Genomic DNA, 12,473 nt, shown 5'->3' with positions numbered 1-12,473 from the left:
TGATGAACCAGCGGGTTGACAGAGGCAATTGGCTTGGATTCTCCCAGTTGGCTCTCAAGGAAAGGGTTACGGATTGTTACGGCGGTCCAAGGAGGTTGGGTTTGGGATGAACGGCCAGCGCAAGAGGGCTTATTCGGGTCCTCTATGATCCAAAGCTTGGCCTCAATCCAGGTCGAGCAGGCGACCGGTTGATGCGTTTGGGCTTCGAATACCGGGAAGCGACATGGGCCGCGCAGAGTCGATCGATCCTGGTAGTGGATCCCAATGAGAGGACCGAGGATATCGTGCACGACCTAGACGGGAAGTTCATTATGTGCCGGGCGTTGCCAAGAAGAAATCCGCGCAGAGAACCGCGCCAGGAAGGCGCTCGAAGCCGTTCATGAGTAGGCTTTCGGTTTTTCAACATCAAAAAGAGGTTTTGACGCTGACAGCGGAAGAGCTGCGGGGTTTTTTAAGAGCTATGTGGCGCTCTACGAACGGGTGGAGCGGAGTTTTTTTGCTAGATGCGGGCTTGTGTTTTCCTTAACGAGCCCAATCGATCCTTTTTGCCGCGGCGGCCCGCACTCGTTGAAGAAGCTAAGGAGCGGGGATCCGGAGAGCGGAAGGGGTGATCGATCCGCAAGCTCCCAGCAAAAGATGCCGGGACCGAACGGTTGGTGCGGAAAACGTGGGCCGCTACTACCTATCCTCCCGACTGAGCTACTTTGAGCTCGTCCTGGCCGAAGAGGAGTCGCGAGCAGGTGCGTCCCTGTTTGGGTGAGCGTCCCTTCTTCTCGTAAAGAGTTTTCGTTCGAAGAAAAGGAGATCCACCGACCATGCAGACTGGAAGAGCAATTGGCAAACGGAGCCCGACGAGCCCGTTCTCTGTGCTCGGGGTCGGGGGACAAGACCGCCGGCAACCCGTCCTGCCAACCCAGGGTAGCCCCGGAGGCGAGTCTCTCGGCTTCCCGTTGCGGCTGCCGATCGAATGGGGGAGCCTGAGCCAATACCAGGTTCTTTGAGTGCGTGCGCTTTCGCCTACGGCCAGGGCGCGATCCTCCAGGCGCTCGCCGCCAGCCGGATGGTGAGGGCGCCAACCAAAACGCCGAAACTCGGCCGGAAGCACGAGGGATCGGCGCTTTTGAGCTACCGCTTCGTGCGGGAGCGATAAAGGGGTGGCCAGCGTTTGCCGAGCGTCGTAACACGGACGCCTTTTCGTTGGTGACACACCGACTTACCGGAGCGGTCGGGATCGATAGGAAAGGCGATCATGTCGGCTTGGGCAAAATGGACCGCTTGGGTAATTTCATGAGAATCCGGGAGATCCCGTGGAATCTCCATGGCAAGAGTGGGGGCCAAGCGAAAGCGATTTTTTCTAATGCCGGTAAAGAAATCCCCGGGGCCTTGCCCCGAATCGAGCAAAATACTTGCGGCCAAACGTTTGGATCTTTGAAAGAGGAAGGCGCAAGCTTTGAGTCGGTGGATCCCGTTCGGACTGGCTCACCCTCTCCCTCCTTCGGGGACCCTAAGGCAAAACCGGGATGTTCCAGTCGGCTTCTTTTGCTGCCGGAGTCGGAGTGAACCGAAGTCGACCCGGCCTAGACGTTTTTCGGTCGGTGCGGTCAACCGCACGCGCCGTCGGGGCATAAATGCTTACGAGGACGGCGGAGTTTTGTGTTCTCGCCCGGAGAGGATTGGGACTCTCCGAACGCCCATCCGTGCGAGAGGCAGTCGTGCTACCTGCAACGGCAGTCATGTCCTCTTGGCCCTACCCACAAGCCATCGGACGAAGCATCTTTGGTCGTTTCTAGGGCGGGGGTTCGGGGGGAGACTCAAAGCGACGCAAGCGGCAGTTGCCCGACGGGGAGGCGATCGACTGCCTCCGACGCCAGTGTCCTCGGAAACGCGGGACCTGGTGCTAGCTGGGCTTTGCCTATGAAACCCCGGCACGCAAGTCCTCAGGCAGCACTGTTCGGCCAGCGCCCCGGACGATCTTCCCTGGTAGGGGAATGGTTGTCTATGGTTGTAAGAACGGCAAAAAAAGGAGATTTTGTAACTGTGTTATGTTGAGTCTACCGGAACTCTCAGCGCTTTGGGAAACGTACAAGGAGGACTGGCAGTGTCCTGTCCAGGAATTTTCCCTCGGACCCCACGTCTTTACGCAGCAAGGCGCCCCCTACATTATGGGGGTCATCAATCTTTCCCCGGATTCCTGGTATCGAGAAAGTGTTGTGCTCAACACGGAAGCGGCCATTGAAAGAGGCAAGCTTTTGACGCTGTCGGGGGCATCGATCGTCGATCTTGGGGCGGAATCTTCCCTCTTGCATGCCCGTCGCGCTTCCATTGAGGAGCAAAAACAAGCGTTTCTACCGATTGTTAGGGAACTCGCTGAGCAAAATGTGCTTGTGTCCGTTGAGACATACTATGCCGATGTTGCGTTAGCTGGTTTGAAAGCTGGAGCACGGATCATTAATCTTACAGGTCCTCGTGAAAGCCGAAAGATTTATGCGATGGTTGGGGCGTTTGATGCAGCGGTCATTATTAACTATGTGGAAGGACCGAACGTTCGAGAAGTTGGGGAAATCCGTCTCGTCGCAGACCCAATCGCTCCTTTGTATGAATATTTTGCTCGGGAAATTGAGCTAGCGAGCAAGGCAGGTGTGAAAAGGATCTGGGTGGATCCCGGGCTAGGATTCTATTATTCGAACCTTCAGGATAGCGCGGAAAGGGTCCGGCGCCAGATGGAGATTTTTCTTGGGACCTTCCGGCTCCGCCGCTTGGGCTGGCCAACCTGCCATGCTCTTCCTCACGCCTTTGAGTACTTTGAGGAAGAAGTAAGGGTAGCCGAACCTTTTTTTGCGGTCCTTGCGATTCTTGGAAAGACCGATCTATTGCGCACCCATGAAGTACGCAAAGTACGCGGTGTGGTGCGATCTTTACAAATTTACCATCCAAAGCTGGCTCGATGATGGGATGGTGGCTAACACGAAAGAACGAGAAACGGGAAACGCTGCCCTTTGGTGTCTTTTTCCGTGCCCAAAAAATGTTTACTCAAAGTTCCCGGTTTCTGATCCGGTCCCAAGACAACACACAACACTTCACTTTCTCTTCGATCAACGCCCCCGCACACCACCGTTGCTTCGGGGTTCGCCGCCAGGTAACAAAGGGAGACCCTTTTTGGGCGGGATCTTTCTTGACCATGGGAGAGTCCGGGGCACGCCGCCCACCGTCCCGCTAGACAACCCCTTTGGCCCTGGCTACCACCTTCCGGCCACTGCCCACCGGCTGAGCGAGCTCGTGGAACCAGTACAAGAGCGCAGGAGAAAGAAAATGGGAAGAAAAAAGACCCGCAACCACACCTATGAAGATGGCCAGGGCAAAATCGGAAATGACTGGACCGCCCAAGAGAAGCATCGAGAGTGTTGCTAAAAGCACCGTCCCCCCTGTAATCACGGTCCGCGCTAAAGTTAAATTGAGACCCCGATTCACAAGCTCCCTAAACGCCATTCCCGAATGGATACGCATCAGTTCACGAATCCGGTCAGAAATGACAATTTTTTCGTTGATCGAATAGCCCAAAATGGTGAGGAACGCTCCCACCAGAGTCATCGTAAACTCGTGCCCGAGAAGAGCCATTCCCCCGACGGCCATGAGAACATCGTGGATTTGACCGGCCGCTGCCGCTACCGAGAACGACCATTCGTACCGAAAAGCCACGTATACAAGGATCGCAACCAGACCCAAGCTCAAGGACTGGATGGCCCTCCATTTGAGTTCATTGCCCACGGTAGGGCCGACACTGTCCAAGCCGATCTTCGTAAAACCGTGGCTTCCAAAACGACGGACGAGAAGACTAGCTGCTTTGTCGCCTTCCCCGTAGCGCGTTTGCAGTAGGATCTGGTGAGAATCTTTTGCGTATTGCAAGAGCATAGGATGAATCCCTGCCTCCTCGAGAGTCGACCGGATCGACGCAACCGGGACAGCTTCTCGATAAGAGAGGGTAACGGCATCTCCACCCACAAAATCCACCCCCAAAAGCTCGCTTTGCCGACCAAAAAAGGCAACGGTTCCTGCCAGCAAAAGGATTCCGGCCAAACATACAGACGGGATGCGGTACCGGAGGAAATCAAAACGGGGGTTTTTGAGAAACTGCATCATGAGCAAGTGCCGGATCTTTCCCAAATCCAGCAGCCATTCGAACCCGTTTCGCGTGGCAACGACAGCTGTAAAGAGATTTGCCACGATCCCCAGCGTGAGAGTTACTGCGAATCCTTGCAACGGCCCGCTCCCAAGAAACATGAGAACCGTCGCAGGCAGAATCGTGCTCACGTTGGAATCGAAAATCGCGCTAAAGGCTCGCTCAAACCCTAGCGAAACGGCGGTGGCCAAGGGTTTCCCCAAGGCAAGCTCATCCCGGATCCGCTCGTAAATAAGAACGTTTGCGTCCACAGCCATTCCGATGGTGAGAATGATGCCCGCAATCCCTGGGAGGGTAAGAGTAAAATGGAACTGGGCCAAAAGACCAAAGAGAAGGAGGAGGTTTAACAGAAGGGCCCCCACCGCAATGACGCCCGCCAGGCGGTAATAAAGGACCATAAATCCCACCACAAGCCCAAGCGCGACGAAACCCGCGTTGCGGCCTCGCAGAATCGAATCTCTCCCCAGGGAAGGATCAACCCCTCGTTCTTCCAGGATCCGGACCGGGGTCTCTAGAGGATTTTCCAGGACACTGGCTAGCTCTTCCGCTTCCGCGGGGGTCATGTTCCCCCCGGAAATGGTGGCGTTATTGTAGATTGCCGTCTGGATGACGGGAGCACTACGGATTTCCCCGTCCAACACAATGGCCAGTTGCCGTCCTACATTGCGGGAAGTCACCGCTCCAAACACCCGTTGTCCCTCGTCACTAAACTGAATGACAACGGTGGGTCGGCCCACCTCGTCATAGCCGCGGAAGGCACGCCGGACAAATTTGCCAGTAAGCTCGGGCCGTCGCTTTACTACAAGAAACCCATCCCGTTTTCCATCACGTCCAAGAACCGGCAGTGCCTCGTAGTCAATCGGCAACGGTTTGCCGCTGGCTCGTTCGGCCAGCAGGCGTGCGCTGTCGGGATGAACGAGCTTAAACTCCAGTTTAGCTACTCGTGAGAGTTGATCTCGCGCCGCCTTCTTATCCTCTTCAGAAAGTCCGGGGATCTGCACACTGATGCGATTATGACCGACAGGCTGGATAATGGGTTCGGAAAGACCAAATTTATCCACCCTTTTGCGAATCACCGCCACCGCTTGTTCAAGCGCCTGGGGGGAAGGTTTTCCTTCCAGTTCGATGAGGAAAGCCGTCCCACCCTTCAGGTCCAAACCCAGCCGGACCGTTTTTTCCAACGGATAGAGGGAAAGAAAAGAAAGTAAGATCGCGCAGATCGAAGCGGAAAGACCCAAAAGACGTTTCCGTTTCGGCTGATCGGAAAAAAAATACCCTCCCAAGGCAATCACAAAACCGGAAGCGGCAAGAAAAATCCAGAAAGGGTTCATGGGGGAAGCTGCCCGTCACCCTTTGGGTTCTTCGTCCGGTTTTAGTACGGAGGTCAGGGCGGATTTGAGAACTTCGATCTTGACGTTGTCCGCCACCCGGACGATCACGGTTCTCTCTTTTACATTGGTTACCGTACCGAGGATGCCTCCCTGGGTAACGACCCGATCTCCGGATTTAACGCTGGCGAGCATTTTTTCCCGCTCTTTGCGCTCCTTTTGTTGGGGCCGGATCAAAAGAAAGTAAAACATGGCAAAGACAAGCCCCATGGTAATGAGAAACGTCCAGGGGGGTGGCCCCTGTTGAGGGGCTGCGGCCAGCAGCATACACCCGTTACCACAGAAATTTACTCCCACACCTCTCCTCCCTTGCGGTTATGACCAAGAAACGCACGACGAAATCGTTCCCACTCACCAGCCCGAAGCGCATCCCGGATGCGCTGCATAAGCGATACATAATAGCACGTGTTATGGAGGGATAGAAGTACGACGCCAAGAATTTCTCTTGCCTTCCATAAGTGTCTCAAGTAGGCCCGGGAAAAATGCTGGCACGCATAGCAAGAACAGCCTTCCTCTAGCGGGGAAACATCCTCGCTAAGCTCCTTTCTGCGAAGAGAGAGGCGCCCGCAGGAAGTGTAGGCCACCCCGTGGCGTGCGAGCCGCGTGGGAAGCACGCAATCGAATAGATCGACTCCGCGGGCGACCAACTCAACCACTTGCCACGGTTCGCCCAAACCCATGGCATAACGAGGTTTTCCAGTGGGCAACCATGGAACGGTGGCCTCGATCGACTCCACCAGAAGTTCTTCCGGCTCCCCGACGCTCACTCCTCCAATGGCATAGCCGTCAAGCTCCATTTCGGCAAGTGCAGTAGCACACGCTTTCCGCAAATCCGCATAGACACCCCCCTGAACGATCCCAAAAAGGAGAGGGCGAGAAGGTGGACTCCAGAAACTGTCGTTCTTTGCCAGCTTTTCCCAAAAGACTTGCTGGGATTGGCGAGCCCACCGCACGGTTCGTTCTACCGACTGTTGCACGGCCCGGCGGCCGGCAGGCCAGGGGGGGCAGTGATCTAAAACCATCACGATGTCACTCCCCCATTCTAGCTGGACACTGACGACGAGCTTTGGACTTAAGGTCACAAGGGTCCCATCCCAAGGAGACCGGAACACCACGCCGTCGTCCAGCACCTGCGCCAACTGGTTCAGACTGACGATTTGGTAGCCACCACTATCGGTAAGAATCACCCCGGGCCATGCCATAAACGCATGAAGACCTCCACAACGACGGACCGGCACTACGCCCGGCCGTATGAAAAGATGATAGGTGTTGGCGACCACAATCCGGGCGCCAAGTTCCCAGAGTTCCCGGGGGGTGAGACCCTTTACCGTCGCAGCGGTCCCCACCGGCATAAAAGCAGGGGTCTCTACCCTTCCATGGGGGGTGAGAATCACCCCGAGCCGAGCATTTCCTTCCGTTTTTTCGGTCTGGAAAACAGGAGCCATCCTATCCTTTCCCAGCTAGCCTACCATCCCCTTGCTTTACGACGAGTCTTCTCCCCAATGGATCGCAAAAGTTCTGGGGCAGCCGTCTCTCTTTCCCCCATCTCGTCAATCACCCCGAACCTTTCTAGGCTTGCCTGGACAAAAGACTCATCCTATTGCAAAGCTCACCGTATGTCGGAGCTGCGACGTGATCCCATTGTTGGAAGCCGATGGGTAGTCTTTGCACCCGAACGCCGGCAACGACCCCAGCAACTCCCGTTGCCCACCTGGCCTCTCCCATCCCCTTCCCCTTTTGTTGCAGGCAATGAGCGGCTCACCCCGCCCGAAATCTTCGCCATCCGGCCTGCAGGGTCCGCCCCGAATTCCCCAGGCTGGAAAGTGCGGGTGGTCCCCAACCGCTTTCCGGCCTTGCGGGTGGAGGGAGAGCTGGGGCGGGAACCCGTGGGGTTCTACGACCGGATGAACGGCATTGGCGCTCATGAAGTCATTATCGAAACTCCGGATCCGTCCCTCGAATTGGAAGAACAAACCCAAGAAGGGGTGGCGGACGTCCTGCGAGCGTTCCGAGCTCGAATGGCCGATTTGCGACAAGATATCCGGCTCCGTTATGTCCTCATTTTCAAAAATGTGGGAGCCCTTGCTGGCGCCACCATCCGTCATCCCCACTCCCAGCTCATTGCCCTTCCCGTGGTGCCCCGGGCCGTCCGGGAAAAACTCCACTATGCAGAGCTTCACTGGGAAGCCAAGGAACGAAATATTTTTGAGGATGTGCTCCGCAGTGAGCAGAAAAGCGGGGAACGAATGGTCATGGAAAATAGTAGCTTTGCCGCCTTTTGTCCGTACGCAAGCCGTTTCCCTTTCGAAGTCTGGATCATGCCGAAGTTTGCCGCTCCTGATTTCTACACGCTCGACGAGCATAATCTTGCCCTTTTTGCGGAAATTCTCCGAGGGGTTCTTCGCAAACTCCGCCGCGGGCTCAAACAGGTCCATTACAATTTTGTGATTCACACGGCCCCCTTCCGGGATCCGAGGTCTGGGCTTTGGTCTCTTGTGGAGCAGACGTTCCGATGGCACATGGAGATTCTTCCAAGACTTTCCAATGTCGCCGGCTTTGAATACGGCACTGGCTTTTACATTAATCCCGTCTTTCCAGAGGAAGCGGCCGAATTTCTGCGGCGCGTTCGTGTTGAATAGAAGGAGAGGATCGAGGGTTTTCCAGGTATGAACATCCTTTTACTCTGGCACATGCACCAGCCCTACTACGCGGACCCCGTCTCTCAACGGGCCCGTATGCCCTGGGTGCGACTCCACGCCGTGCACAGTTACCTGGACATGATTGACGTGCTGGAGCGTTTCCCATCGATCAAAGTTACGTTTAACATCACCCCGGTGCTCATCCAGCAGATTGAAGAACTGGCTCAAGGCAAGATGATGGATGAGCATGAACTCATCAGCCGGACCCCAGTGGAAGAGCTGCGAGACGATCAAAAGATTGCCATTCTGGAAGGGTTTTTCCGGGCCAACTGGGAGACCATGATCCGGCCAATCCCCCGCTACTGGGAGCTTTTGCAACGGAGGGGAAAAGAACCTCCGGCCACTAACCATCTTGCCGAATCGACCCGCCTGTTTAGTCTTCAGGACTACTTGGATCTCCAAACTCTCCACAACCTGGTATGGTGCGGGTTTGCCGCACGAAAGCGCTTCCCGTTGATCGAAGAGTTGCGCGTTCAAGGAAGGGATTTTACGGAGGAACAGCGAGATCAGCTTTTGGATATCCATCGAGAAATTCTTAGGTTGATCCTGCCGCTATACCGCAAGGCTATGGAGCGCGGTCAGATCGAGATTACGACTTCTCCCTATTTCCATCCGATCCTTCCTCTCATCTACAATTCCGATTTTGCCGCACGGTGCATGCCCCATGTTCCGCTTCCGACCCAGTTTTATGCCCCCGAAGATGCTCTTGCCCAGTTGCAACTCGCCCAGGCCAAGCACCGGGCCACCTTTGGAAAAGAGGCTCAAGGAGTTTGGCCTTCGGAAGGATCCGTCTGCCCGGAACTGGTCCCCCTTTTTCACCAAGCCGGGTTCCAGTATTTCTGCACGGATGAGGGAATCCTTTTCCATAGTCTTTCGTTAGATCCCCGATGGAGAAGCAAAGCCTCGGAACGGGGACTTCTTTTCCGGGGATGGCGAGTCGTTCACCAGGATAGCGAGGTATTAGCGGTGTTTCGAGACCGGGGGCTTTCGGATTTTATTGGATTCCAGGCGGCCAATAACGAACCGTCCCAGGCGGTCAATTTCATCCTTCATCACCTCGAACAAATCTGTTCTAGCTATCCATCTCCCTCAGCCGTCGTTTGTTTGGCTCTGGATGGGGAAAACGCGTGGGAAAACTTTCGCGATCAGGGCGAGGAATTTCTCCAGCGACTCTACGAGGGGCTCTCGCTTCACACCCGGCTCAAAACGCGCACGCTAGGCGAATATTTTTCGCTTTTCCCTCCCGATGAGGAACTGCGACGACTGTATACCGGTTCGTGGATTCATTCTGATTTTGACATTTGGATTGGAGACCCGGAGGAAAATAAAGCCTGGGAGTGGCTGCGTCGAACGCGCGCGTTTCTGTGCAACCGTGCTCCAAGGGATTCCCAAGAAGCTGCTGCGACTGAGGCAGCCTGGATGGAACTCTACGCGGCCGAAGGGAGTGACTGGTTCTGGTGGTACGGTCCAGACTTTGTCACGGATACGAAACTGGCGTTCGATGAGCTTTTCCGGACCCATTTAAAAAATGTCTACCTTTTGTCCGGCACCAATCCGCCACCCTACTTAGACGTATCCATTTGCGCCCCCGTTCCGGTGGCAGCCTATACCAAACCAAGTGCATGGGTGACTCCTGCCCTTTCCGGCAAGCTAGAAGACTTTTTCGAATGGGTAGGCGCAGGTTTTTTTAATCTCCGGGCCCAGGGCTCGGCCATGTTTCTTTCCAACCGGATTGGACAGGGCCTTTGGTTCGGCTTCGACCGGGAAACCTTTTACTTGCGGCTGGATCTAAGCATGCGACCAGAATCCGTTCAGGTGGATTTCATTAGCCCAACTACGCGCCGGGTGACTCTTGAGATTCCCGCGGGAAGACCCCCCAGCTGCCGAGCAGAACAAAGCTCTGACGGCGTCCACTTCGAGCCCTGTGACATTCCCGTCAAAGCCGCTTGGGAAGATTTTCTCGTTGTGGCGATCCCCATTCCATGGCTCGCCTGGGAACCGGGTAAAGAGGTCGCCTTTTTTGTGAAACTCATGGAAAAGGGGATGGTGTTGGAACGCTACCCGGATCATGGGGCTTTGAGTTTTATCGCACCCACGGAAGACTTTGAGGCTGCCCAATGGTTTGTTTAAAGCCGGTTCGGCTCCTGTGGGTGATCCATTTCCACCAACCGCTGGGGAATTTTCCGGAGATCTACGAGCGGTTCGTCTGCCGGAGCTGCCAGCCCCTCCTGGCGGCTCTGGAACGTCACCCCAAAATCCGCGTGGCGCTTCACTTTTCGGGCAATCTTTTTGAGTTTATCGAATCCCACCATCCTGCTTTGCTGGACCAGGTGGCCGAAAGAGTCCGGCTCGGACAGGTGGAACTTTTAGGCGGGGGCTTCTATGAACCGCTTCTTAACCTGCTGCCGAGAAACGACGCCCTTGGCCAGCTGGTGGAACTGGCGTGCTGGATCTCTGGGCGGTTCGGAAAAGAGCCCAAGGGGGCCTGGCTTCCCGAATCGGTGTGGGAACCGCATTTTGCCCAGCTGCTTGCCGAGGCGGGATACCAGTACACCTTCTTAGAAGATTCGTTATTTGAGGCAGCCGGCTGGAAAAAAGGAGAACTTTTCCACCCCTTCCGGACCGAATACGCGGGCCATCCCGTTGTCGTCTTTCCGATCCATCGATCTTGGTCGCGTTCCATTCCTTTTGCACCGCTGGTGGAGACGAAGAGCGCCTTTGTACAGATTAGCCACCGGCAACAGCCGCAGCTTGTGATTCTCGGCCACAATGGTGCCCTTTTAGGGTTTTGGCCCCAAACCTACGAGCGCCTCTATGAAGAGGGAGGACTGGAAGCGTGGCTTGGGTTTCTTGAGCAGGAAAAGGACTGGCTTCCAACCGTCCTACCGGAAGAGGTCTTCGAGGGGAGCTGGCAATTGACTTTTCTCCCGTGTGGAGCCGCCAGCCAACTGGCGCCTTCTGCCATGCCAACCTCGAGCGAAGTGGAGTACCGCGAGGCTTACGGCGAACTTGCTAACCGGTATGACGCTGACCGTTTTCTTCCCTTTTTTCGCGCGGCAAACTGGCTTGGCTTTCTGGCAAAATATCCTGAAGCCTACCGGATGTATCGGAAAATGCTCCAGCTTCGAAAGCAACTGGACGAGCTGCCAGCCATCGCCCGGAACCGGGCACGAAAAGCCCTCTGGGCAGCGCAAGAGCATTCGGCTTATTGGCACTGCCGCAGTGGTGGAGTCTACGCCAACTATCTTCGCGATGCCGTCTACCAAAGGCTTTTGTCAGTAGAGGAAGAGATTTTTTCTTTCCCGCCAGGCCAAAAAGTCTTCCTTGCCGCAACAACCCTGCCAGGAAGTCCTGCCAAAGAATGGATGTTACGAACCGAGATCTGTTCCGTTTGGGTCCTTCCCTCCTACGGAGGGAGCGTGTGCGAGTTTTCGTTCCTCCCGACACGGTACAACGTAGCCAACACGTTTTGCCGCCGGCAGGAAGCCTATCACAAGGAACTGCCCGAATCGCGGAAAACTCCTCAGGACTGGTATCTTCGATACGTTTTTCAGGATCACTTCATTCCCCCGGGAACCAGCCTGGAGGATTTTCGGGCAGGATCCTTTGTGGAGTTTGGAGATTTTGTGAACCAACCCTACGCGGTCAAAACCTGGGCCCTGGAACCCCAACGGGCCACTCTGGTCCTGGAACGTCATGGGGGACTGTATTGGAGAGAACAACGTCATCCCCTTTCCTGTCAAAAAAGCTACTCGCTCCATCCCCCGGCAAGCCTTCACGTCGAATACCAGCTGACCAATCAAGGAAAGGTACCGATCGAAGTGTGGTTTGCGTGCGAGCTCAACTATACCTGCTTAGCTGCCGATGGCTCGGAACGCCAGCTCGTCGTGGGAGACGATCGCTTCAGTTGCGCCACTGATTTCGAGTGCGCAGAAGCGCGCACTTGGGCGATCCAGGACCAAACTCGCAAGTTTCTGTGGGAATGGGAACTGGGTCACCCAGCGGTTCTGTGGCATTTTGGGGTGTGGACGACCACGCTCACGGAGGGAGAACCAGAACGAAACTATCAAGGCTCGTCTTTTGTAGTGGTATGGCCCTTACGTCTTGACTGTGGCTCTACAGAAAGGTTTTTGCTTGTTTCTCGCATGAAAAAGATCTAAGAACTATTATAGGCTACGTGGAGGGTTCGGTCGGTTGTATCTGTCCTTT

At 55.4% G+C, this 12,473-nt stretch carries 9 protein-coding genes; 5 read left to right on the top strand and 4 right to left on the bottom strand.

Features of this window, described 5'->3' with window-relative positions:
- Positions 1 to 191 precede the first annotated feature (191 nt).
- Positions 192 to 383, top strand: a complete 192-nt coding sequence (locus KK925_RS09375) for a hypothetical protein (protein ID WP_179959118.1) — start codon at positions 192 to 194, stop codon at positions 381 to 383.
- A 742-nt stretch (positions 384 to 1,125) separates the two neighbouring features.
- Here the strand turns inward: KK925_RS09375 and KK925_RS09370 are convergent.
- On the bottom strand, positions 1,126 to 1,338 hold the full coding sequence (locus KK925_RS09370; protein ID WP_174582406.1) for a hypothetical protein: 213 nt from the start codon (positions 1,336 to 1,338) through the stop codon (positions 1,126 to 1,128).
- Positions 1,339 to 1,988: 650 nt separating this feature from the next.
- Here KK925_RS09370 and KK925_RS09365 point away from each other — a divergent pair.
- Positions 1,989 to 2,948 (top strand): dihydropteroate synthase, encoded by a 960-nt coding sequence (locus tag KK925_RS09365; RefSeq protein WP_236027907.1) that lies wholly within the window; start codon positions 1,989 to 1,991, stop codon positions 2,946 to 2,948.
- A 265-nt stretch (positions 2,949 to 3,213) separates the two neighbouring features.
- Here KK925_RS09365 and secD read toward each other — a convergent pair whose 3' ends face one another.
- From secD to tgt, 3 genes are read right to left on the bottom strand one after another with little or no spacing between them, the layout of a single operon-like run.
- Positions 3,214 to 5,508, bottom strand: a complete 2,295-nt coding sequence (secD, locus tag KK925_RS09360) for a protein translocase subunit SecD (RefSeq protein ID WP_174582405.1) — start codon at positions 5,506 to 5,508, stop codon at positions 3,214 to 3,216.
- 15 nt (positions 5,509 to 5,523) lie between these two features.
- Complete coding sequence (yajC, locus tag KK925_RS09355) at positions 5,524 to 5,862, bottom strand: preprotein translocase subunit YajC (RefSeq protein WP_236027906.1); 339 nt, start codon at positions 5,860 to 5,862, stop codon at positions 5,524 to 5,526.
- Complete coding sequence (gene tgt / locus KK925_RS09350) at positions 5,853 to 7,010, bottom strand: tRNA guanosine(34) transglycosylase Tgt (protein WP_174582404.1); 1,158 nt, start codon at positions 7,008 to 7,010, stop codon at positions 5,853 to 5,855. The genes yajC and tgt overlap by 10 nt, the downstream gene beginning before the upstream one ends.
- Positions 7,011 to 7,181: 171 nt before the next feature.
- Here tgt and KK925_RS09345 point away from each other — a divergent pair, with 171 nt between their 5' ends.
- The 3 genes from KK925_RS09345 to KK925_RS09335 are packed head-to-tail and all read left to right on the top strand — an operon-like array spanning position 7,182 to position 12,424.
- Positions 7,182 to 8,204, top strand: a complete 1,023-nt coding sequence (locus KK925_RS09345; RefSeq protein ID WP_174582403.1) for a galactose-1-phosphate uridylyltransferase — start codon at positions 7,182 to 7,184, stop codon at positions 8,202 to 8,204.
- A 27-nt stretch (positions 8,205 to 8,231) separates the two neighbouring features.
- Positions 8,232 to 10,394: a glycoside hydrolase family 57 protein gene (locus KK925_RS09340; protein ID WP_174582402.1), complete on the top strand. Its 2,163-nt coding sequence runs from the start codon at positions 8,232 to 8,234 to the stop codon at positions 10,392 to 10,394.
- Positions 10,382 to 12,424, top strand: coding sequence for an alpha-amylase/4-alpha-glucanotransferase domain-containing protein (locus KK925_RS09335; protein ID WP_174582401.1), 2,043 nt, complete (start codon positions 10,382 to 10,384; stop codon positions 12,422 to 12,424). The genes KK925_RS09340 and KK925_RS09335 overlap by 13 nt, the downstream gene beginning before the upstream one ends.
- Positions 12,425 to 12,473 lie beyond the last annotated feature (49 nt).

The sequence above is a fragment of the Candidatus Methylacidithermus pantelleriae genome (assembly GCF_905250085.1).
GTDB classification, from domain to species: Bacteria; Verrucomicrobiota; Verrucomicrobiia; order Methylacidiphilales; family Methylacidiphilaceae; genus Methylacidithermus; species Methylacidithermus pantelleriae.
This window is presented reverse-complemented; position numbering and strand designations above follow the sequence as displayed.

What these genes read in the sequence shown, in the direction of transcription:
- KK925_RS09340 (WP_174582402.1), top strand. Translation starts at nt 8,232, where the DNA reads ATGAACATCCTTTTACTCTGGCACATGCACCAGCCCTACTACGCGGAC.
- tgt (WP_174582404.1), bottom strand. Translation starts at nt 7,010, where the DNA reads ATGGCTCCTGTTTTCCAGACCGAAAAAACGGAAGGAAATGCTCGGCTC.
- KK925_RS09345 (WP_174582403.1), top strand. Translation starts at nt 7,182, where the DNA reads ATGTCGGAGCTGCGACGTGATCCCATTGTTGGAAGCCGATGGGTAGTC.
- KK925_RS09375 (WP_179959118.1), top strand. Translation starts at nt 192, where the DNA reads ATGCGTTTGGGCTTCGAATACCGGGAAGCGACATGGGCCGCGCAGAGT.
- KK925_RS09335 (WP_174582401.1), top strand. Translation starts at nt 10,382, where the DNA reads ATGGTTTGTTTAAAGCCGGTTCGGCTCCTGTGGGTGATCCATTTCCAC.
- KK925_RS09365 (WP_236027907.1), top strand. Translation starts at nt 1,989, where the DNA reads ATGGTTGTCTATGGTTGTAAGAACGGCAAAAAAAGGAGATTTTGTAAC.
- secD (WP_174582405.1), bottom strand. Translation starts at nt 5,508, where the DNA reads ATGAACCCTTTCTGGATTTTTCTTGCCGCTTCCGGTTTTGTGATTGCC.